This window comes from Yersinia aldovae 670-83 (assembly GCF_000834395.1).
GTDB classification, from domain to species: domain Bacteria; phylum Pseudomonadota; class Gammaproteobacteria; order Enterobacterales; family Enterobacteriaceae; genus Yersinia; species Yersinia aldovae.
The window spans coordinates 2,943,076-2,964,331 of record NZ_CP009781.1 but is presented as its reverse complement, the minus strand read 5'-3'; the positions used below and the strand labels follow the sequence as shown (position 1 = coordinate 2,964,331).

The window sequence follows — 21,256 nt, the reverse complement described above, 5'->3', positions numbered from 1 at the left end:
TATGTATACAGATACAATTAACAAATGCGCGGCCAACGCGGCCCGCATCGTCAAACTGGCAAAAGAAAGCCCGCTGGGATTTTGGATTGGTTCAGCGATGGCCGGTGCTTATGTCGGCCTTGGCATTATTCTGATTTTTACCTTGGGCAATCTGATTGACCCCGCTTACCGCCCATTAGTCATGGGGGCCACCTTTGGTCTGGCGCTGACTTTAGTGATTATCGCTGGTTCTGAGCTATTTACCGGCCACACCATGTTCCTGACCTTTGGGGTCAAGGCAGGCACGATTAAATCCAGTCAAATGTGGGCTGTACTGCCACAAACCTGGCTGGGGAATCTGCTGGGTTCTGTTTTTGTTGCCCTGCTTTATTACTACGGCGGCGGTAACCTGCTGTCAGTGGATACTAGTTTGGTGCACACTGCGGCGCTGGCAAAAACCTCTGCGCCTGCTATGACCTTATTCTTTAAGGGTGTACTATGTAACTGGCTGGTTTGTCTGGCGATCTGGATGGCAATTCGGGTAGAAGGTGCCGCTAAATTTATCGCTATTTGGTGGTGCTTGCTGGCCTTTATTGCCTCCGGTTACGAACACTCCGTAGCAAATATGACGCTGTTCGCCTTGTCCTGGTTCGGTCATCACAGCGAGGCTTACACCCTGAGCGGCATTGGTCATAACCTGCTGTGGGTGACACTGGGGAATACCCTGTCAGGCGCGGTCTTTATGGGCTTGGGTTATTGGTATGCCACCCCACGGGAGCAACGTCCACAGCCTACGGTAGTCAATGCGTCACAAGCTGCTAAGCAATAACGTACTGAATTAGCTGAATGAAGGGGAAACGTGCCGTTGGGGTCGTAATGGCGTAAGCCATCGAAGCGCCCCTAGGTGCGGTCGCCCCTTCAATCACTGAACTATAGATAGCTACCTCCTGCCACAAAAATGAAGGATTGCCCATGGACTACTTCCCGATTTTCTGCCAACTGCAAAACAAAGCCTGCCTGTTGGTCGGTGGTGGTGAAGTGGCCGAACGTAAAGCCCGCTTATTGCTTGATGCGGGTGCCGCCGTCACCGTCAATGCCTGTGAATTTACCGAGCAGTTTCACCATTGGGCGCAACAGGGGCTGCTTTCATTAGTCAGCGGCGAATTCGCACCGGAACTGTTGGCAGAAAAATGGTTGGTGATTGCCGCAACGGATCAATTGTCGGTCAATGCGTTGGTCTATCAAAGCGCCAACCAACAGCGCATATTCTGCAATGTGGTTGATGACCCAAAACGCACCAGCTTTATTATGCCATCAATCATTGACCGCTCTCCTATCATGATAGCTATCTCTTCTGGCGGAAAAGCTCCTGTGTTAGCGCGATTGCTGCGAGAAAAACTGGAAGCCATATTACCGCTGCATTTAGGGCAACTGGCACAGCTAGCGGGCCACTTACGTCAGCGGGTAAAACAGCATTTTGCCGCGATGACTGACCGTCGCCGTTTCTGGGAAAAACTGCTCACCCACGACCGTCTGGCGCAATCACTGGCTAATGAGGATCAGGTACAAGTCGAACAACACGTTGAGCGACTGTTCAATGCGCCACTGTCTGATCGCGGCGAAGTAGTATTAGTCGGAGCCGGGCCGGGGGATGCTGGTTTGCTGACATTAAAAGGGTTGCAGCAGATCCAACAAGCTGACGTGGTGGTATATGACCGCCTGGTGTCCGATGAAGTGATGAATTTAGTACGGCGTGATGCGGAGCGCATTTTTGTCGGTAAAGAGTCTGGCCGCCACTGCGTACCGCAGGATCAAATCAATCAAATTCTGTTGCAACAGGCGCAACAGGGTAAACGGGTGGTACGTTTGAAAGGCGGCGACCCGTTTATTTTTGGCCGCGGCGGCGAAGAGTTAGAAACGCTGGCGGAGGCTGGAATACCGTTCTCGGTGGTGCCAGGAATTACCGCTGCATCCGGCTGTTCTGCCTACAGCGGCATTCCGCTTACCCATCGTGACCATGCGCAGAGTGTGCGGCTAATTACCGGGCACGCCAAAAAAGACGGTCAACTGGATTGGGCCAATCTCGCCGCAGAAAAACAAACGCTGGTGTTCTATATGGGGCTATCACAGGCAGGTGAGATCCAGCAGCAATTGATTCAACACCAGATGCCTGCAACAACGCCAGTGGCACTGGTCGAGAACGGTACCTCGCGGCATCAGCGGGTGGTAAGCGGCGAACTAAGCCAATTGGGATTACTCGCACAGCAGGTCAACAGCCCTAGCCTGATTATCGTCGGCAGTGTGGTTAATTTACGCGAAAAACTGAACTGGTTTTCCAGCGCAGAACACGGCAAAGCAGGGATGAAGGAACAAGTTGAAAGAGTGGGTTAAGCCAAATTGACTCAGAAGGGGGAAGGCTCCCCCTTCGAATGACTTATTGATTCACTTACGGATGTGCGACAAAACCAATAGCTTCATACACTTTTGCCAGCGTAACTTGCGCGCGAGCACGCGCCTTAGCCGCACCTTCACGCATCACTTCCTGCAAGAAAGCCTCGTCTTCGCGATATTGATGATAACGCGCCTGAAGCTCGCTCAGCATGCCAGAAACTGCATCGGCAACCGCACCTTTCAAATGACCATACATTTGGCCTTCAAACTGGGCTTCCAGCTCAGGAATAGACTGGCCTGTCACCCCTGACAAAATATCCAACAGGTTAGAAACACCGGCTTTCTTCTCGGTGTCATAACGGATAACCGCTGGCTCATCAGAATCGGTCATGGCGCGTTTAATCTTTTTCACCACAGATTTAGTATCTTCCAATAATTCGATGACATTATTGCGGTTATCATCAGATTTGGACATTTTTTTGGTCGGATCCTGCAACGACATCACCCGCGCACCGGCTTTGGGAATAAACGGCTCTGGGATTTTAAAAATATCGCCATACAACGCATTGAATCGGCCCGCGATATCACGGCTCAGCTCCAGATGTTGCTTCTGGTCTTCTCCCACCGGCACCTGATTGGTTTGATACAGCAAAATATCCGCCGCCATCAATACCGGATAATCGAACAAACCGGCGTTAATGTTTTCCGCATAACGGGCTGATTTGTCTTTGAACTGGGTCATGCGGCTCAGCTCGCCGAAATAGGTATAGCAGTTCAGCGCCCAGCCCAGTTGAGAGTGCTCCGGCACATGGGATTGAACAAAAATGGTGCTTTTCTGCGGATCAATACCGCAAGCCAGATACAGCGCCAGGGTATCGAGCGTTCTTTTACGTAATTTCTTCGCATCCTGACGAGCAGTAATTGCATGTAGGTCAACAATGCAATAGATGCAATCATAGTCATCCTGCATCTGTACCCACTGACGCAGCGCACCCATGTAATTGCCAATAGTCAATTCGCCGGACGGCTGCGCGCCGCTAAATACGATAGGTTTTTGTTTATCGGATACAGCAGTTATTTCAGTGGGTTTACTCATTTTATACTTCCTGATCTTTTAAAGATGGTAGCCCGATGGCGGGCAACAGACAGGCAAAGTGCTCCAGCACACAGTCAGGATGACTGGTGGCAATAGCTTCACCGTAGTTATATCCATAGGTCAGCCCGACACAGGGGCAACCCGCCGCCTGCGCAGCCATAATGTCATTCCGCGAATCGCCGACAAACAGCATTTCGCTAGCGCGCAGGCCAAGTTTAGCTAACAACAAATACAGTGGGGCTGGATGCGGTTTTTTTACCACCACATCATCACCGCCGATAATAACCGAGAAATAATTCGCGATACCCAGTGATGCCAGCAAAGGGGCAACAAATGGCGTCGGCTTATTGGTAATCAGGCCCATCGGCAGACCACTGGCCTTCAAATGCGCCAATGTTGCTTCCACTTGCGGAAATAGCTGACTTCCCTCCCCTACCGTCTGGGCGTAATAGCGGTCAAATAATTCACGGGTATGCGCCACAGATTGCGCATCTGGCTCGCGGCCAGCCCAGCGCAAGGCACGCTCGACTAACACATCAGCGCCATTGCCAATCCAGGTTGATACCAAATCTTTACCGGCAACCGGCAAATATTGATGTGACAGCGCCATATCAATCGCTCTGGCAAGCCCCGGAGCGCTATCAACCAGTGTGCCGTCCAGATCGAACGCCACACCACGGATAGAGGCAAATTTAGTCATGGGCAGACATCGCCAATTCACTGCGCATGGCATCAATCACTGCGGCGTAATCTGGCTGATTGAAAATAGCCGACCCCGCCACAAACATATCAGCACCGGCAGCCGCGACATCGCGGATATTATCCACTTTAACGCCACCATCGACTTCCAAACGAATGTCGTAACCGCTGTCATCAATCAGTTTACGTACCTGACGCAACTTATTCAGTGTTTCAGGGATAAATGACTGCCCACCGAAACCGGGGTTCACCGACATCAATAAGATGACATCCAGCTTATCCATCACATAATCAAGATAGCTCAGCGGCGTGGCAGGGTTAAACACCAGACCGGCCTTGCAGCCATTCTCTTTGATCAGTTGCAAGGTGCGATCGACGTGTTCAGAGGCTTCGGGATGGAATGAGATATAAGTCGCACCGGCTTTGGCGAAATCCGGCACGATACGATCAACCGGTTTCACCATCAGATGCACATCGATAGGCGCGGTAATCCCGTAATCACGCAAAGCCTGGCACACCATCGGCCCAATGGTCAGGTTGGGCACGTAATGATTGTCCATCACATCAAAGTGTACGACGTCAGCCCCCGCTGCGAGCACCTTGGCAGTGTCTTCACCCAGCCGGGCAAAATCGGCTGACAGAATAGATGGGGCAATTAAAAACTTTTTCATCCGCTTCTCCAAACGTGGTTCTTTGCTTTATGAAATATCGGCTTTATCTATTTTTCTAGCATAAATATCTAAAGCACAACTTATTCCATAAACAACTGGGTTTGAATCTGTACTGAGTGGTGACCCCACTCAGCTATACAGCGCCAAAAGCTCGTTCACTTTACTACGGCCAAGAATATTACGGCTGATAGTACGGCGCGCTCTCACTACGTGCAGTGACGCCTGATGATACCAATTGCGCGTCAACTCAGTGTCATGATTAGAGATAAGAACCGGAATGTGATTTTCAGCCGAAAGCTGGTAAGCCAGGCGAGCCAGGTTCTGTTGATCTGCAATACCGAAATTATTGGTGTGATATGCCGTAAAATTCGCCGTCGCGGACAATGGTGCATACGGAGGATCACAGTAAACCACCGCTCCATGCACTGCTTTTAATAGCGTTTCCTGATAATGCTCACAAACAAACACGGCCTTTCGCGATTTTTCCGCAAACCAATACAGCTCAACTTCAGGGAAGTAGGGCTTTTTGTAGCGACCAAAAGGCACATTGAATTCACCGCTCAAATTATAACGGCACAGGCCGTTATAACAATGGCGATTCAGGTAGAGGAACAATAATGCACGGCGGTAGGCATCAGTACTGACGTTAAACTCATGCCGTAGCAGGTAAAAATGCTCGGAATTATTGAAATCGCCCGTGAATAAGACGCGGGCATCACGCACAAAATCATCGGTGCGTAACTTCACTATATTGTAGAGATTGATAAGGTCGCTGTTGATATCGGCCAGTATGTAAGACTCGTACTCAGTGTTAAGAAACACCGAACCCGCACCGACAAATGGCTCTATCAAGCAGTCGCCCGCTGGCAGATGGCGTCGAATGTCATCAACCAGCGGATATTTCCCACCAGCCCATTTTAAAAAAGCGCGGTTTTTCTTCATGCCGTCAGTTAGCTACTTAATAATTCAGAGCCGCAGATTGTACTCTGTTTCAAACAGCACATCAGCGCACAAATAAGAATGATTTATTTTTTAAGGTCTTGCTGTACTTGTTGTACAGGTTTAACCCACGGTTTTTTTGCCTGAACATCGGCTGGTAGCGTCGTGATTGCCCTTTTTGCGTCTGCTGAAGAAGCGTAATTACCACTGACTAAAATGTACCAAGGTTTGCCATCACGCTTCGTTTCGTACACATGATAGTCAGATAATTGTTGCTGTTTGGCATAGGCATTCAGCGTGTCTGAGCGCGATGCGCTGCTCAGTTGCAACGTGAAGTGACTAGCCGGTGCATTTTTCAACGTACTGCTATTACCCGCAACCACACTGGATTTACTACCAGAAGAGGCTGCCGGAGTCACCGCTGTTGTCGGTTTTTTATGGCTGGTAACAGGCGGTTTGGACTCAACCACAGGACGCTTCTGTGCCGGATGAGTGATAGTTTCACCCGTTGCCGCCACTGTCGCACCTTTGGTACCAGAAACGGTTGCCGGAGCCGTTGGCAATGTTGACGTCTGCCCATCATTCATGTTCTGAGACAAGGTATCAACCTGCCCCTGTGTCTGTGACAGCGCATCTGACATGTTGCCTGGCACTTCCACCCGCTGGGTTGGGCCGTTCGCTGTAGGCTGTAGCGCGGCCTCAGTTGGCGTCGGAGAAATTGGCGGCGCACTGAGATCTTGTGGCTGAGCGCTGTTCTTCACGCCGTTGGCATCATGGCCATCGCTGGCATTGTTCGCCACACCCGGCTGGGAATTATTACCACTGGTTAGTGAAGAGGAATCAGACAAATTAATCGTTTTCGCCGCATCCACATTCGGGTTCTGTTGCGAAGCCTCATGTTCAGTTGGCGCTTTTAGCGCTGAACCAATGGCGATAATAATCAACAGCAGAACCAAAATGCCGATGCCAATCATCATGTGTTGGCGTGAAACAGCAAGTTTAGGCCCAGTTGAGGGCTTGCGAGAACGTGTAGGACGACGGTCACTACTATCTGGTTTCAGATCGTCTTCCGGTTTTAAATCATCCATCTAAACCCTCCAACTAGAGGCAAAAGCCTACCGCATGTGTATCTGCGATCCGGCTGATTGATTTTACTGACTGCAAACAGGCCGAAACCGCCTGCTGCGAAAGAATATGATGTTTCATAATACAGCATCATAGAACTTATGATCATCGTACTTATGAATATAAAATTTATTTACGTCGCGCTTATGTCATTTTTATCACTGGCAATCAGCGATGGAGGCCAACACCATGTCATGTGCAATACCACCACGGATTTCTGACGTACCGATAGCCGTTGGCAGTACCAGACGAAGTTCGCCCGCCAGCACTTTTTTATCGCGCATCATGTGCGGTAGATAAGACTCAGGTGTCATTTCCTGTGGCCCACAGATAGGCAGACCAGCACGTAGCAGTAGTTTCTTGATACGCTCAACATCTTCAGCTGAGAACTGGCCCAATCGACGTGAAGTGTGTGCCGCCATCACCATGCCTGCTGCAACAGCTTCACCATGTAGCCAGACGCCATAACCCATTTCTGCCTCAATGGCATGACCATAAGTATGACCCAAATTGAGTAAAGCGCGCATCCCGCTTTCTTCACGCTCATCGGCAGCAACAACATCGGCTTTTAATTCACAGCAGCGACGGATGCAGTAAGCTAACGCTGACATATCCAGTGCTAAAAGTGCGTCGATATTATTTTCTAACCAATCGAAGAAAGCTGCATCAAGAATAATGCCGTATTTGATAACTTCAGCCAGCCCGGAAGCAAGCTCACGTTGAGGAAGTGTTTTCAGACAATTGAGATCAACTACCACCGAAGCAGGCTGGTAGAAGGCACCGATCATGTTTTTGCCCAACGGATGGTTCACTGCGGTTTTGCCACCGACAGAGGAATCCACTTGAGAAAGTAACGTAGTCGGAACCTGAATAAATCGGACGCCACGCTGGTAGCAAGCTGCGGCAAAACCGGTCAGGTCGCCCACTACACCGCCGCCTAAGGCGACAAGCGTAGTATCACGACCGTGCGGTTTTTCCAGAAGGGCAGAAAATACCTGCTCCAAAACGCTCAGAGATTTATACTGCTCGCCATCAGGTAAAATCACCTGATCAACTTGAACGCCGCCCTGTTCCAGCACTTTCCGGATTGAATCCAGATAGAGTGGAGCCAGTGTTTGGTTGGTCACCAGCATTACCTGATCACCCGCCTTTAGCGGTTTAAAAGAGACCGGATCATTAAATAATCCGGCAGCAATCGTAATGGGGTAGCTACGTTCCCCTAACGTGACAGTAATCTTCTCCATGTCGCGCTCAGTAACCTTCTTAACTTACGCCCGGAGGCATTAGTAAAATGCTAAAATCAGTTACTTTCCAGCATGTTGATGATCTGGTTAGCAACAACTTTCGCGCTTTGATCGTCAGTGCGGATGGTGACATCTGCAATTTCTTCGTACAACGGATTACGTTCTTTTGCCAGTGCTTCTAACACTTCACGCGGAGGCGCATCAACCTGCAACAACGGACGTTTTTTGTCACGCTGTGTACGGGCCAACTGCTTCTCGATTGTGGTTTCTAAATACACCACAACACCACGGGCTGACAAACGGTTGCGGGTTTCTCTGGATTTAACAGAGCCACCACCGGTTGCCAGAACAATGCCTTGTTTTTCCGTCAGTTCATTAATAACTTTTTCTTCGCGATCGCGGAAACCTTCTTCGCCTTCCACGTCGAATACCCAGCCCACGTCAGCTCCGGTACGTCGCTCAATTTCTTGATCGGAGTCGAAGAACTCCATATTGAGTTGCTGAGCTAACTGACGACCAATAGTGCTTTTGCCGGCACCCATAGGCCCAACCAGAAAGATATTGCGTTTCTCTGCCATGTTTTTGGTATTACTAAGACTATTCGTTAATGATAACCCGCCCCGCCAATCAAATCAGCGGCGGGACCTAAACTGAAACCTCATGAGCGATAGTGCGAGATCAGACGGAAAATTATCTCAGCACTTCTGGTAGTTTGGCAACCGAATAAATCGTTGTACACGTCGTGGGAGGGAAACCATACGTTTTTATCGGCGTATCAACGTTATTAAAAACCTCGGAGCTCAATTCGGTAACCCTTGTAAGCTAAATCGGGCGCAGCGTCAAATTTAGAAGCCTCCTATCACGTAAAAAATTACAGAAAGTCACTAAGATTGACCTGTTTTCGTGAAACTGAATCCCACAGCGTTCAGGTGCCAATTAACCTTGGCGTGATGAAAATCACTAGCTCTCGTCGGGTTTGCGCCCGAACGTCCTGTCTGAATAACGCCCCCAGCAGAGGGATATCGGCCAGGATTGGAACTTTATTAATACCCTGATTGTTTTTTTGCTGGAAAATACCGCCCAGCACGATAGTCTCTCCATCATTGACCGTTATTTGCGTTTTAATTTCCTGCTTATCTATTAGTAATGCTTCACTATCGCCGCGTTTAATCGCCATGCCCGGCATGTTTTGGCTGATTTTCAAGTTTAGAGTAATCTTACCATTGCGCAGTATTTTTGGCGTAACTTCCATCCCTAACACCGCCTCTTTAAATTCAATGGTCGCCCCCTCTTTTTTACCCTGCGAGACAGTATAAGGAATATCAGAACCCTGCTTGATACTGGCTGTTTGTTGATGTGAAGTTACCAGCCGTGGGCTGGCGATAATATCAACTTGATTTTCTTGTTCCAGCGCGCTCAACTCAAGCTCCAACAGGCGGCTACCAATACGGACAACATTAAAACCCGCGCTAACAACTGCATTCGACAACGGTAAATTGACATTAAAATCATTAATTCTGAGTGGAGTTGCACTGTTTGAATCTCCCATCCCCCAACGGATGCCAAGCTCTTGCAAGTTTTCACGACTGATAGTGACAATATGGGCCGCCAGTTGGACTTGTTGTAAAGGCAAATCCATCTCTGCCAGCCAAACTTTCAGTAATGCTAAAGAAGCGGGAGTATCGCGAATTAATAATGTATTTGTTCGTTTATCTACCACCACGCTGCCTAAAGGTGAAAGTAAGCCGCCTTCAGGTAGGTTCAGGCTATCGGCCACTTGTTGGGCATCAGCATACTGCAATGCCAATGTGAGATTGCTCAGTGTCTCCGGTAACGCTTTTTGTTCTGCCTGCTGCCGCCTCTCTTGCAACTCTTGCTCGGTAAATACCATCATCACCGCACCATCACGTTCAACCGTCAAACGGCTCATGCGCAGTGTTATTGCCAGCGCCTGCTCCCAAGGCACTTCGTTTAATCTCAGACTGAGATTACCGCCAATGCCGGATGTTGCCACCAGATTCAATTGCTGATAATCAGCCAGCGCCTGCAAAACCAAAGTGGCAGGCGCATCCTGAAACTCCAGTGAAACCAATTGCCCCTTGCCAGTGCTATAAGATGCCGCGCAGCAGATAGATACACTGCTGAGAACCCCATAAAGCAATATATGACGGGCTAATTTTGACCATTCTGAGACACAGCAGAACAACGGAGAAATCCATATTTTAGTATTAATATTCATCAGCTTAATTCCTTTTAGTACTGATTATCTCTGGGCGAAATACTGAATTTAGCGCATCAATAGCATCGCCGTTGCTGATAAGCCTGAGCAGGGGATATCGGGGTTCACATGCTGTAAGCGCATCTGGCGTGAACCAATATGAGAAACTTGCCAGTTCGCTGACAACAATGCCCCAACGATAAGTTTCAGCCAGACTCCATCAGGCCTACGCACCCAGCCAGATTGATAACTCACACCGCTAACAACCCCTTGTAACTGCCAATCCGTCAATTTCTCCTGTTGAGCATCACACGGTATAGTTGATATAGCCTCAAAAGGGTCACGCCCGTTATTCCTCGCATTCTCAAGCTCTGGTGATAACGGTTCTGCATAAACCATCGGTGTGAGCAGTGCGATAGTCCACCATCCTCTGTTGTTACTCATGTTTCCCCTCGGCACGATACTCCTTGAGGTTTAGCTTTATTGTCAAAGCGCGATTTTCACGATTTATCTCAATGATTTTTATCAAGATAGGCGACGGAGATAGGGTCAGTTGACGAAGTAAATGAAGCGCCCCATGAAAATTAATCCGCAATGTCGTATCCCATTGTTTTTTATGCTCCGAAAAATATTCTTTCTGCTCTGGAAGCGGTTTATTCTGGCCTGGCAAAAGTTGGTAATTTCCTGTATCTGTCGGTTCAACTACCCGTTGCCAACGCACCACCTGACCACCAAATGGCATAATCCATTCACCAACTTGATGAGCCAGTGCGCTATCAAACGGTCGCTTTTCCCCCTCGGCAGAAAGCCATCCTTCATGTAGCGATTCTTTTTGTAACAATACGTTAGATTGATCTCGAAGAGATGAAAGTGAAGGCAACTGCATAAGTCTGGATTGCTGATTATTGATACTTTGCTGCTGTTGCGCTATTTCATCAGTAAAACGGCCATGTTCCGCCCATTCAGGCCGCAGCATCACACCGTAAGCCATAACTCCGATTATCCCCAACAGCCCCCATAACCATAAATAGAGCTGCCAGCCCGGCTTATCTACCCAGTGTTGTAACATTCGATTCATTACCGTCCTGTTCATTCCGATTTTACTCATTTAACCCCGCTCCCCGGTTGCCAATTGGCGCGCACGACAAAACGAAAGTTGCCATCATCCCGTTGGGTAATCCCCTCCAGACGCACTTTTTCAAGTAGAGGCTGGCGATATAACATTCTCAGAAATGTATCAATTGCGATGTAATCCCGGCTGATAACAGTGAAGGCCAAAATATTGCCTTGCGGAATCAGAGCCTCCAACCAACAGCTATCTGGAATGTGTTCTGACAAATGCTGCAATAAGCGAAAATAGTGGCGAGCAGGTTGCCGTGCCTGCTGATAAAGCTGAAAACGCTGCTTCATTTCGGCCAAACGAGTGATTTCTTGTTGTATCACCTGATGGCGCTGGCTCAATACGGCCTGCTGCTGTGATAACACCACCAAATTGCCTTGCAGCAGGATGCGCTCACTACGCAATTGCATCGACATCACAACGAATCCAATAACGACCAGCCCCAGGTGACACAGCCCCGTATTGCGCCAAAAACGAAAACGCGCCCTCTGTCGCTCAGCACGCCAGGGTATAAAATTAACCTGATACATCAATAGTCTGCCGGACGTAATGCCAGCCCTCCGGCTAAAGTAAATGCGGCGGGGAGTGGCGGTAATGGTGGTTGGTACTGTGCAAAAGCGGCGAAGGGCGACCATGCCATCATATTGTCAGGTAAAGGCTCTTCAAACAGGCTGCTGTAATAGACCCGTACAGGGCTATCGTGCGCACTGGCCAGACGAATGTATAACTGCGCCAGCGGGTCAGTTGTGTTAGTCCGCTGGCCATGCGGCCCGTCACTGTCGCCATCAGGAACGATGACGCCATAGTCAAATGGCATATCACTGGATGAGACCCATAACCATTCATCGACCAGCCGATGAACCAACCAATAGTTTCCCGATAGACCTGCGGCGGCGGCCATATAACGTAGAGCACAAGGAGTAATATCAATCACATGTGCTGGTAAGCCCGCCTGATTTAGACATGCTTGCCACTGTTGTACCTCGGTCTGTCGGGCTGCGGTTATGATTATCTCGCTACCGGATGCAGATGCGGTGCGGTAGTCCAGCGACAATGCCTGATTGTTCGCCGGAAAGACTCGGCTTGCCGTCGCATTGATAAAACCGCCGCGTGCAGGCTCACGCAAGCGTTTATCCGGTGTGGGAATAGTGTGTTGCAGTATGCGTTGTGTGGGTAAGGCAATACGTAATGAAATATTTTTAGGTAGCTGTTTATGTAATAATTTGAGTTGTTCGCTAACGATATCTGGCTGATGTAAAATACCCTCCCGCAAAACGCCAGAAGGTAAGGATTGATGCCACCAGTAGCGTAGTTGCCAGCCATAGCGGCGTCTGACAACGGCCAAGGCGCGTATCGCCTCCATTTGAATATCTAGCCCTACCTGCCAAGATTGTGAGTACATCTTTGTCGACCTCCATGTCGAAAGAGAAAATAAAAGAACGTATCCATGTTACGGGCTTGCCTTTATACTACGGCGCGGTTGTTTATAAACTGCCCAATTGACATTGAATGGGAAATCTCAGGTGAAGTTCGTAAAGTATCTTTTAATCCTTGCGGTGTGTTGCATTTTACTGGGAGCAGCCTCGATATTTGGCCTGTATAAATATATTGAGCCTCAGCTACCCGACGTTGCCACGCTGAAAGATGTCCGGCTGCAAACGCCGATGCTGGTGTATAGCGCCGAAGGCGAATTGATCGCCCAATACGGTGAGAAACGCCGTATCCCACTGACACTAAAACAAATTCCGCCAGAAATGATACATGCATTTATTGCAACGGAAGACAGCCGATTCTATGAGCATCACGGCGTGGATCCGGTGGGTATTATGCGTGCAGCGTCGATCGCGATGGTGTCAGGCCGTGCCTCTCAGGGGGCCAGTACCATCACCCAGCAATTAGCGCGAAACTTCTTTTTAAGCCCGGAACGCACCTTAATGCGCAAAATCAAGGAAGCGTTTCTGGCAATCCGTATCGAACAGTTACTGACTAAGGATGAGATCCTTGAACTGTATCTGAATAAAATTTATCTCGGTTACCGCGCCTATGGTGTCGGTGCTGCCGCGCAAGTTTATTTTGGCAAAGAGGTCAATGAGTTAACACTCAGCCAAATGGCAATGATTGCTGGTTTGCCAAAAGCGCCATCAACTTTCAACCCGCTTTACTCACATGACCGCGCTGTTACGCGCCGTAATGTTGTGCTGTCGCGCATGTTGGATGAAAAATACATCACCCAAGCGCAGTACGATCAGGCTCGCAGTGAAGAGTTGGTTGCCAACTACCATGCGCCGCAAATTGCTTTCTCAGCACCTTATCTGTCCGAAATGGTGCGTCAGGAGATGATCAAGCGTTACGGTGAAAATGCTTACACCGACGGCTATCAGGTCTATACCACCATCACTAAAAGACTCCAGTTGGCCGCGCTTGAATCATTACGAGCCAACGTATTAGCTTACGATATGCGTCATGGCTATCGCGGCCCGTCCAATGTGTTATGGAAAGTGGGCGAGAGCGCCTGGAGTCGTGAGCAAATTATCGATTCGCTAAAAACACTGCCGGTATATGGCCCGCTGTTACCTGCGGTAGTGACACAAGCGAATGCCGCGCAAGCCACGGCGATGCTGGCTGATGGCAGTAACGTGGCGCTGCCGATGTCTGGGATGCGTTGGGCGCGACCGTATAAATCAGATAATGCGCAGGGGCCAACACCTAAACAGGTCACTAATGTGGTACAACCGGGCCAGCAAATCTGGGTCCGAAAAGTCGAAGATAACTGGTGGCTGGCGCAGGTGCCCGACGTCAACTCCGCGCTGGTGTCCATCGATCCGAATAATGGTGCAATTAAAGCGCTGGTCGGTGGGTTCGACTTTAACCAAAGTAAATTTAACCGTGTTACCCAAGCGCTACGTCAGGTGGGTTCGAATATTAAACCGTTCCTCTATACCGCCGCGATGGACAAAGGGCTGACACTGGCGAGCATCCTCAACGACCTGCCAATTACCCGCTGGGATGCCGGTGCAGGTACTGACTGGCGGCCGAAAAACTCCCCCCCCACTTACGATGGGCCAATCCGCTTGCGTCAGGGCTTAGGGCAATCGAAAAACGTGGTTATGGTGCGGGCAATGCGAGCAATGGGCGTCGATTATGCCGCTGAATATCTGCAACGTTTTGGCTTCCCGGCACAGAACATTGTGCATTCAGAATCACTGGCGTTGGGTTCTGCTTCGTTCACACCATTGCAGTTAGTTCGCGGTTATGCGGTGTTGGCCAACGGCGGCTATTTGGTCGACCCGTATTTCATTACCAAGATCACCGATGATGTAGGCAATGTGCTGTTTGAAGAAAAGCCTAAAATTGTCTGCGAAAGTTGTAATCTGCCGGTGATTTATGGTGATACTCAACGTTCTGTGGTGCTTTCTGACGATAATACCGAAAACGTCTCCACTTCTCAGAACAGTAATGCCAGTACGGTGCCAATGCCAGAACTGGAGCAAGTCACACCGGCTCAGGCCGCGCTCAACAGTGACCAGCAATATGCGCCTCATGTTATCAGCACGCCATTGGCGTTCCTGATCCGTGACGCCCTGAACACCAACATCTTCGGGGAACCGGGCTGGATGGGAACAGGCTGGCGTGCAGGTCGTGATCTGAAACGTAGAGATATCGGCGGTAAAACCGGTACGACAAACAATTCGAAAGATGCCTGGTTCTCGGGTTATGGTCCCGATACCGTGACCTCGGTTTGGATTGGCTTTGATGATCATCGCCGCGACTTAGGCCGCAGCACGGCATCAGGCGCAATACCGGATCAGATTTCTGGGGCGGAAGGCGGGGCAAAAACAGCGCAGCCAGCCTGGAATGAGTTTATGAAAGCCGCTCTTGCAGGCTTACCTGAGAAGCAAGTGCCACCGCCACCAGGGATTGTCAGTGTCGTGATTGATAAGCAAACCGGTAAGTTATCCAGTGGTGGGCCAGGCAGTCGCCCTGAGTTCTTTATCGACGGGACACAACCGACTGAATACTCAGTACATGAAGCGGGTACCACGCTGATGGACAACGGCCAGACTCACGAATTGTTCTGACCATCATACCTGCCGCTGCTGTGACTTATTGATGTAACAGCCGTATTCAGACAAAAACCGGGTGATCGTAAGGTCAGCTCGGTTTTTTTATCTCGGATAGTGGCCTATTCTGGTCATCGCTTATTAAGAAATGCCTGCGCCAGAAAAAGAGCGCTGACATTACGTGCCTCACAGAAATCTGGCTCATCGAGGAGCGCCATCATATTGGCAATAGGCCAACGGACTTGTGGTAGTGGCTCCGGTTCATCACCTTCCAAGCTTTGCGGGTAAAGATCATGCGCCATAACAATATTCATTTTGCTGGAAAAATAGGACGGTGCCATTGTCAGTTTGGTGAGGTAATCGAAGCGCTTGGCACCAAACCCAACCTCCTCCATTAGCTCACGATTAGCCGCCTCCAGCACCTCTTCACCGGAATCAATCAGCCCTTTCGGGAACCCCAATTCATACGCATCAATACCGACAGCATATTCACGAATCAGCAGCAAGTCATCGCCGATTATCGGCACAATCATCACGGCCTCATGGTTAGATGGCCGCATACGCTCATAAACACGTTGCACGCCATTGCTAAACTCCAGATCAACCGCTTCAACGGTAAATAAGCGGGAGCGGGCAATTGTTTCTATTTTAAGAATTTTAGGTTTTTGCAAGTATGCCATGATAGCCCCAAATTAAAATATCACCGCCCATCTGACCCCCATCCTGATAACACAGACCTTCTTATGACAACGCGGTAGACCATTTTTTGTTCATAACGAAAATCCTGACATTTTATGCAGCGTTTTATTAGAACTTGATCACATTGTGCGTTAATGAGAACCTTTATCGCAATGCCAGTTAGATATAATTTGTCTGTTTTTAACATGACGGTGAGTTTAGCCAAGATTGAACTGGTTGGTTTTTAACCACTTCCAGTCAGGTACATGTTAAAAATTGTGTTTGAAAATAGGATTATGCTGATATTACCGCTGTTTTAGCCTTGCTATCCTTATTAGTCTACGAGCAGTTTAAGAGCACTTGTATTAGGTTATTTGATGAATAATAGCGCGTCTAAAGCTAGCTCACTGAAATAACCCTGTTATAACCAAAGAACTTGGAGTTGCAAATAAACGGCGAATGGGTTGTAAACCATTTTGAACGGCGTTTGCACTCACCCACAGGGAGAGGCTCATAATCTCGATAAGCTTATATAAGTCAAGTGATTCGGGTGAGTAAGCATAGCTCACAATCCTGTGACTTCAGGTACAAAGGGTATAAATGCCTCTGCACTGTATTTATGCATAATATGTATTTTTTCATAGTGTTGATGTCAGTCAGGGGCGAGGGAATGGGGAAAGGAAGAGCACAATGGTCTTAATATTGGCCTTACTGCTGACCAGCATGATCGTGGTCGGCTTGTGGTGGTGGTTCCGATTTCGCCACCTTTCACCCGCAACGGTAACAATGCCGTTCGTCAAGCCCACCTGCCGCAAACTTACCCCTGAAGAACGCGTTAATATTGAAAATTACTTGCTCAATCAGCAAGAAAAAGTCGGTTTCAAATCACAACCAACGTTTGATTCACGAACACTGACTAACGACAACATTTCATCAGGAAAGTTGGTACTCACCCCACAAAGTGACAATGTCTATTCGGTGACCCGTGCGATTACCCGCTATGGCGTCGCCAGCGATGAACCCAATGAATGGCGTTATTATCTTGATTCAATTGAAGTTCATTTGCCCCCTTCATGGGAACAATATATCACTCAGGATAACGATGTAGAGCTTATCCAGACCCAGACCATCCCGTTGGTGATTTCTCTTAATGGGCATACCCTTAAAAATCATCAGCCAGAAAATAGCTATCAACCACTTCTACCCTCTGCGGTGCAAAATGCATCAATCCGCAAAGAAGATAGTGAACACATTGAACTACTCAATATCCGCAAAGAAACCGCAGAAGAGTATGCCCTGCATGGTCCCAATGGCCTCAAAGAAGCGCTGGTTATCTGTGTCGCATTGTTATTACTGTTTTTGGCACTCACCGGCCCGGCGGTAACTATGCTTTGGCTGGTTATCGTAGCCGCGACCTTAACTGGCTGGGCATGTTGGAATATGCTCCGCCCGTTGGCGGATAAAGATTTGCGTGAAGTCCATTGTCTAAGGGGTACACCAAAGCGCTGGGGGCTGTTCGGTGAATCGAATCAGGCGCAGATGAATAATATCTCCCTTGGCATTGTCGATCTGATTTATCCCGCTCATTGGGGGCCGTATTTCGCCCAGGACCTGGGTAAAAAAACCCATATTGATATCTACCTCAATCGTCAGGTTGTCCGTCAGGGGGCTTTTTTATCGCTGCATGATGAAATGAAACATTTCCCGTTACAGCGCTGGGGGAAAAACCTCACACTCGTGGCCGGCTCACTATTGGTATTGGTGTTGTTGCTAATTTATGTGCCGCTGGGATTACCACTCAAACTGAGTGTTGCCTGGTTGCAAGGCGCACAGAGTCAGCAGGTTACCAGCGTTGAAGCCCTTGAAAAGATGCCATTACGTATTGGTGATATGCTGAAAGCACAAGGTAATGGGATGTGTTATGTGCCGCCAAATAGCCAAAATTCACGTAATTTCGTTTTTACGCCTTTTGATTGCTCCGGTATTTACTGGAATAACGCTGAACCACTGCCGCAACCAGAATCTGACACCATTGAAAAAGCGGCAGCACTGGTCGCCTCGGTTAACCATCAGTTGCATCCTCAAGGCACCGATGCCAGCGTCAACCCACAACTGGCAACGGCCATCGAGAAATCTGGCATGATTCTGCTGGATAACTTCGCCGATATCGTTCTGAAAACGCAAACGTTATGTAGTAACGATGCCGACTGTATTCGCCTGAAGAATGCGTTGGTGAACTTGGGGAATGCCAGAAACTGGCCAGGGTTGGTCAAACGGGCGCAATCCGGGGCTTTGAAAGGCATGAATGTACTGTTACGTCCGGTCAGTGCTGATGCTTTGGAAAATCTGGTGAATACAGCAACATCCTCGTTTGTTTATCGCGAAACCCATTTGGCAACCGAAGCACTGAACAGCCCGCCGCCCGGAGGCTTTCTGATAACCAGTGATGAAGGCAAGCAGTTGGTCAATCACCCTGCCCCGTCAGTGCCGTTGTTCGATTACAGCGCACTGGAACAGTGGCGCGAGCTGCAACGGCTTTCCGGTTTGCTGCTCAATACGCCGTTTAAAGCTGAAGGAATCATCACCAATATAACTGTCGATGCCAATGGTACACGGCACATTGCGCTGCACAGTGAGCCGGATATTGTCACATTGAGCCGCTATCTCGGCACCAGCCTGTTGCTGCTGGCATTGGTCGTCTGTTTACTGGTCAATACCACCTTATTGATTATGCGGGTATTGAAGAACCGCAGCCGGATGGATGATATTCAGCACTATTATGACGATTGCTTTAATCACAACCTCACCCCATCACCGCGTCTGCGTTAGCTGCTTTTCATTTTCCTACTTGCGATGTCCACGGGTGTGCGCAGGGTAACTTTGCTATGCTAGGCTAACATTACACTTGCGTTTTTATCAAAAACGTCGGTTCATTTGTCGCCTGGATAACTATGTGGAGTCGCTATGCCGCCAGATCTCAATTGGCAAGAAATTGATACCGTGCTGCTGGACATGGATGGCACTTTGCTGGATTTGGAGTTCGACAGCCACTTCTGGCTCAAGCAGGTACCGATGGCACTCAGTGAGCATCGGGGCATCCCGCTGGAGCAAGCACACAAGATTATCCATGATGAATATCTGGCGGTGCAGCACACATTAAATTGGTATTGCTTCGATTATTGGAGCGAACGCCTTGATTTGGATATTTACGCCATGACGACTGATGCGGGCAGCCGAGTGCGCCTGCGTCAGGATACCGCGCCTTTTTTAGCCGGTTTACGTGAACGTGGGGTAAAAACAATTTTGCTCACTAACGCCCATCCACACAGTCTTGCGGTAAAAGTTGAGCACACGGCACTTGATCAGCACCTTGATTTATTACTTTCCACCCACACATTTGGTTATCCGAAGGAAGATCAACGGCTGTGGCAAGCTGTTGTGCAGCACACCGGATTCAATCCGGCCAGAACCTTATTTGTTGACGACAGTGAAGCCATTCTGGATGCTGCGCATACTTTTGGTATCCGCTATTGTCTGGGCATAGAAAACCCCGACTCCAGCTGTGCTGATAAAGCGTTTCGCAACCACCCTGCAATTAATGACTACCGCAAGCTGTTACCCGCACTGCAATTACGTTGTGAGTAAAATAACATGGGTAAATCAGCAGAATGGCAGGAGTATTCATGAAGAACAAAACAGCCTCTGATGAATCGATACGGCTGGATAAATGGCTGTGGGCGGCTCGATTTTATAAAACCAGAGCCATTGCGCGAGAAATGGTGGATGGCGGTAAAGTCCATTACAACGGTCAGCGCGGTAAACCTAGCAAACTGGTTGAACTCAATGCTGAAATTCGCCTGCGTCAAGGTAATGATGAGCGCACCGTGAAGGTGTTGGCATTACAGGGCCAGCGCCGTGGAGCCACTGAAGCACAGGCGATGTATGAAGAAACCGATGCCAGTATTGCTAACCGCGAGAAAGTGGCACAGGCACGGAAACTCAACGCCCTGACAATGCCACATCCGGATCGGCGGCCGGATAAAAAAGAACGCCGCGACCTGATCAAATTTAAACAAGGCGAGCCTGAGTAAACAGTAAATGGCGGCCAGAAAGAGAGAAACCTATGTCCAATCATGACCAATTACATCGCTACCTGTTTGCCAACCATGCGGTACGCGGTGAACTGGTTTCAGTCAATGAAACCTACCAACAGGTCTTAGCCAACCATGATTACCCACCCGCAGTACAAAAACTGTTAGGCGAAATGTTGGTGGCGACCAGCCTGTTGACCGCCACCCTCAAATTTGAGGGGGATATCACCGTGCAATTGCAGGGAGGAGATGGTCCGCTGACACTGGCAGTAATTAACGGCAACAACCGGCAGGAAATGCGCGGTGTCGCACGTTTTAAAGGCGAAATCAGCGATGAAAGCACGCTCAAAGAGATGGTCGGCAACGGTTGTCTGGTGATAACCATCACCCCGGCCAGGGGCGAACGCTATCAGGGAGTGGTGGCGCTGGAAGGTGATACTATCGCCGCTTGCCTGGAAAGCTATTTCATGCAATCTGAACAATTGCCAACACGCCTATTTATCCGCACCGGCAACACAGAGGGCAAAGCAGCTGCGGGTGGCATGTTACTGCAAGTCTTGCCCGCTCAAGAGCGTAATGAAGATGAGTTTGATCATTTAGCTCAATTAACCGCCACCATCAAAGCTGAAGAGTTATTTACGCTGCCAGCCAATGAAGTGCTGTATCGTTTATACCATCAGGAAGAAGTGACGCTATATGAGCCGCAAAATGTCAGTTTCCGCTGCACCTGTTCTCGTGAGCGTTGTGCTGATGCATTAGTCACGCTGTCCGAAGATGATGTTAATGAAATGCTAGAGCAGGATGGCAACATTGACATGCATTGTGAGTATTGCGGCAATCATTACCTGTTTGATGCTGTCGATATCGCCTCACTAAAAAGTGGTAATAGTTCTTCTTCCGAACAGATTCATTAATTCCCTTAATGCAATGGCTGGGTGCTGACT

At 49.1% G+C, this 21,256-nt stretch carries 20 protein-coding genes; 7 read left to right on the top strand and 13 right to left on the bottom strand.

The features are described from left to right. Position 1: 1 nt before the first annotated feature. Entirely contained in the window at positions 2-808 is an 807-nt protein-coding gene (nirC, locus tag AT01_RS13335; protein ID WP_042547499.1) for a nitrite transporter NirC, read from the top strand. 143 nt (positions 809-951) lie between these two features. Further along, positions 952-2,370 carry a siroheme synthase CysG gene (cysG, locus tag AT01_RS13330; protein WP_042547498.1) on the top strand — a complete coding sequence of 473 codons (1,419 nt, stop codon included), beginning with the start codon at positions 952-954 and terminating at the stop codon, positions 2,368-2,370. 55 nt (positions 2,371-2,425) lie between these two features. On the opposite strand, the gene trpS is transcribed toward cysG, so the two are convergent. The 12 genes from trpS to pilM all read right to left on the bottom strand — a co-directional run bounded on the left by trpS (position 2,426) and on the right by pilM (position 12,884). Further along, the gene (gene trpS / locus AT01_RS13325) at positions 2,426-3,466 is read right to left on the bottom strand and encodes a tryptophan--tRNA ligase (protein ID WP_042547497.1); all 1,041 of its coding nucleotides are present in this window, start codon (positions 3,464-3,466) and stop codon (positions 2,426-2,428) included. 1 nt (position 3,467) lies between these two features. Then, positions 3,468-4,166, bottom strand: coding sequence for a phosphoglycolate phosphatase (locus AT01_RS13320; RefSeq protein WP_042547496.1), 699 nt, complete (start codon positions 4,164-4,166; stop codon positions 3,468-3,470). Then, positions 4,159-4,836 (bottom strand): ribulose-phosphate 3-epimerase, encoded by a 678-nt coding sequence (gene rpe, locus AT01_RS13315; protein WP_042547495.1) that lies wholly within the window; start codon positions 4,834-4,836, stop codon positions 4,159-4,161. The genes AT01_RS13320 and rpe overlap by 8 nt, the downstream gene beginning before the upstream one ends. 129 nt (positions 4,837-4,965) lie before the next feature. Continuing rightward, positions 4,966-5,778: an adenine-specific DNA-methyltransferase gene (dam, locus tag AT01_RS13310; RefSeq protein WP_004702227.1), complete on the bottom strand. Its 813-nt coding sequence runs from the start codon at positions 5,776-5,778 to the stop codon at positions 4,966-4,968. A gap of 83 nt (positions 5,779-5,861) precedes the next feature. Then, complete coding sequence (locus AT01_RS13305) at positions 5,862-6,863, bottom strand: SPOR domain-containing protein (protein WP_042547494.1); 1,002 nt, start codon at positions 6,861-6,863, stop codon at positions 5,862-5,864. Positions 6,864-7,058: 195 nt separating this feature from the next. Further along, positions 7,059-8,144 (bottom strand): 3-dehydroquinate synthase, encoded by a 1,086-nt coding sequence (gene aroB / locus AT01_RS13300; protein ID WP_042547493.1) that lies wholly within the window; start codon positions 8,142-8,144, stop codon positions 7,059-7,061. A gap of 56 nt (positions 8,145-8,200) precedes the next feature. Next, positions 8,201-8,722: a shikimate kinase AroK gene (gene aroK / locus AT01_RS13295; RefSeq protein WP_004702222.1), complete on the bottom strand. Its 522-nt coding sequence runs from the start codon at positions 8,720-8,722 to the stop codon at positions 8,201-8,203. A gap of 347 nt (positions 8,723-9,069) precedes the next feature. Continuing rightward, positions 9,070-10,383 carry a DNA uptake porin HofQ gene (gene hofQ, locus AT01_RS13290; protein WP_042547492.1) on the bottom strand — a complete coding sequence of 438 codons (1,314 nt, stop codon included), beginning with the start codon at positions 10,381-10,383 and terminating at the stop codon, positions 9,070-9,072. Positions 10,384-10,431: 48 nt separating this feature from the next. Further along, entirely contained in the window at positions 10,432-10,806 is a 375-nt protein-coding gene (locus AT01_RS13285) for a pilus assembly protein PilP (RefSeq protein WP_042547491.1), read from the bottom strand. Next, complete coding sequence (locus tag AT01_RS13280; protein WP_052489967.1) at positions 10,799-11,470, bottom strand: hypothetical protein; 672 nt, start codon at positions 11,468-11,470, stop codon at positions 10,799-10,801. Before AT01_RS13280 ends, AT01_RS13285 begins: the two co-directional genes overlap by 8 nt. Next, entirely contained in the window at positions 11,467-12,012 is a 546-nt protein-coding gene (locus tag AT01_RS13275) for a PilN domain-containing protein (RefSeq protein WP_042547490.1), read from the bottom strand. The genes AT01_RS13280 and AT01_RS13275 overlap by 4 nt, the downstream gene beginning before the upstream one ends. Next, positions 12,012-12,884, bottom strand: coding sequence for a type IV pilus biogenesis protein PilM (gene pilM, locus AT01_RS13270; RefSeq protein WP_004702215.1), 873 nt, complete (start codon positions 12,882-12,884; stop codon positions 12,012-12,014). Before pilM ends, AT01_RS13275 begins: the two co-directional genes overlap by 1 nt. A 121-nt stretch (positions 12,885-13,005) precedes the next feature. Here pilM and mrcA point away from each other — a divergent pair, with 121 nt between their 5' ends. Continuing rightward, positions 13,006-15,561, top strand: a complete 2,556-nt coding sequence (mrcA, locus tag AT01_RS13265) for a peptidoglycan glycosyltransferase/peptidoglycan DD-transpeptidase MrcA (protein WP_042547489.1) — start codon at positions 13,006-13,008, stop codon at positions 15,559-15,561. Positions 15,562-15,674: 113 nt separating this feature from the next. Here mrcA and nudE read toward each other — a convergent pair whose 3' ends face one another. Continuing rightward, complete coding sequence (nudE, locus tag AT01_RS13260; protein WP_042547488.1) at positions 15,675-16,223, bottom strand: ADP compounds hydrolase NudE; 549 nt, start codon at positions 16,221-16,223, stop codon at positions 15,675-15,677. Positions 16,224-16,911: 688 nt separating this feature from the next. Here nudE and AT01_RS13255 point away from each other — a divergent pair. The 4 genes from AT01_RS13255 (at position 16,912) to hslO (ending at position 21,226) form a co-directional block, all read left to right on the top strand. Beyond that, on the top strand, positions 16,912-19,050 hold the full coding sequence (locus tag AT01_RS13255; RefSeq protein WP_042547487.1) for an intracellular growth attenuator family protein: 2,139 nt from the start codon (positions 16,912-16,914) through the stop codon (positions 19,048-19,050). 135 nt (positions 19,051-19,185) lie between these two features. Then, positions 19,186-19,866: a GMP/IMP nucleotidase gene (yrfG, locus tag AT01_RS13250; protein WP_042547486.1), complete on the top strand. Its 681-nt coding sequence runs from the start codon at positions 19,186-19,188 to the stop codon at positions 19,864-19,866. 38 nt (positions 19,867-19,904) lie between these two features. Next, positions 19,905-20,312 (top strand): ribosome-associated heat shock protein Hsp15, encoded by a 408-nt coding sequence (hslR, locus tag AT01_RS13245; protein ID WP_042547485.1) that lies wholly within the window; start codon positions 19,905-19,907, stop codon positions 20,310-20,312. A gap of 32 nt (positions 20,313-20,344) precedes the next feature. Continuing rightward, complete coding sequence (gene hslO, locus AT01_RS13240) at positions 20,345-21,226, top strand: Hsp33 family molecular chaperone HslO (protein ID WP_004702203.1); 882 nt, start codon at positions 20,345-20,347, stop codon at positions 21,224-21,226. The last annotated feature ends 30 nt before the right edge of the window (positions 21,227-21,256 follow it).

Excerpts from the sequence above, each read along its gene's own strand:
- nirC (WP_042547499.1), top strand. The coding sequence starts at position 2 with ATGTATACAGATACAATTAACAAATGCGCGGCCAACGCGGCCCGCATC.
- cysG (WP_042547498.1), top strand. The coding sequence starts at position 952 with ATGGACTACTTCCCGATTTTCTGCCAACTGCAAAACAAAGCCTGCCTG.
- trpS (WP_042547497.1), bottom strand. The coding sequence starts at position 3,466 with ATGAGTAAACCCACTGAAATAACTGCTGTATCCGATAAACAAAAACCT.
- AT01_RS13320 (WP_042547496.1), bottom strand. The coding sequence starts at position 4,166 with ATGACTAAATTTGCCTCTATCCGTGGTGTGGCGTTCGATCTGGACGGC.
- rpe (WP_042547495.1), bottom strand. The coding sequence starts at position 4,836 with ATGAAAAAGTTTTTAATTGCCCCATCTATTCTGTCAGCCGATTTTGCC.
- dam (WP_004702227.1), bottom strand. The coding sequence starts at position 5,778 with ATGAAGAAAAACCGCGCTTTTTTAAAATGGGCTGGTGGGAAATATCCG.
- AT01_RS13305 (WP_042547494.1), bottom strand. The coding sequence starts at position 6,863 with ATGGATGATTTAAAACCGGAAGACGATCTGAAACCAGATAGTAGTGAC.
- aroB (WP_042547493.1), bottom strand. The coding sequence starts at position 8,144 with ATGGAGAAGATTACTGTCACGTTAGGGGAACGTAGCTACCCCATTACG.
- aroK (WP_004702222.1), bottom strand. The coding sequence starts at position 8,722 with ATGGCAGAGAAACGCAATATCTTTCTGGTTGGGCCTATGGGTGCCGGC.
- hofQ (WP_042547492.1), bottom strand. The coding sequence starts at position 10,383 with ATGAATATTAATACTAAAATATGGATTTCTCCGTTGTTCTGCTGTGTC.
- AT01_RS13285 (WP_042547491.1), bottom strand. The coding sequence starts at position 10,806 with ATGAGTAACAACAGAGGATGGTGGACTATCGCACTGCTCACACCGATG.
- AT01_RS13280 (WP_052489967.1), bottom strand. The coding sequence starts at position 11,470 with ATGAGTAAAATCGGAATGAACAGGACGGTAATGAATCGAATGTTACAA.
- AT01_RS13275 (WP_042547490.1), bottom strand. The coding sequence starts at position 12,012 with ATGTATCAGGTTAATTTTATACCCTGGCGTGCTGAGCGACAGAGGGCG.
- pilM (WP_004702215.1), bottom strand. The coding sequence starts at position 12,884 with ATGTACTCACAATCTTGGCAGGTAGGGCTAGATATTCAAATGGAGGCG.
- nudE (WP_042547488.1), bottom strand. The coding sequence starts at position 16,223 with ATGGCATACTTGCAAAAACCTAAAATTCTTAAAATAGAAACAATTGCC.
- AT01_RS13255 (WP_042547487.1), top strand. The coding sequence starts at position 16,912 with ATGGTCTTAATATTGGCCTTACTGCTGACCAGCATGATCGTGGTCGGC.
- yrfG (WP_042547486.1), top strand. The coding sequence starts at position 19,186 with ATGCCGCCAGATCTCAATTGGCAAGAAATTGATACCGTGCTGCTGGAC.
- hslR (WP_042547485.1), top strand. The coding sequence starts at position 19,905 with ATGAAGAACAAAACAGCCTCTGATGAATCGATACGGCTGGATAAATGG.
- hslO (WP_004702203.1), top strand. The coding sequence starts at position 20,345 with ATGTCCAATCATGACCAATTACATCGCTACCTGTTTGCCAACCATGCG.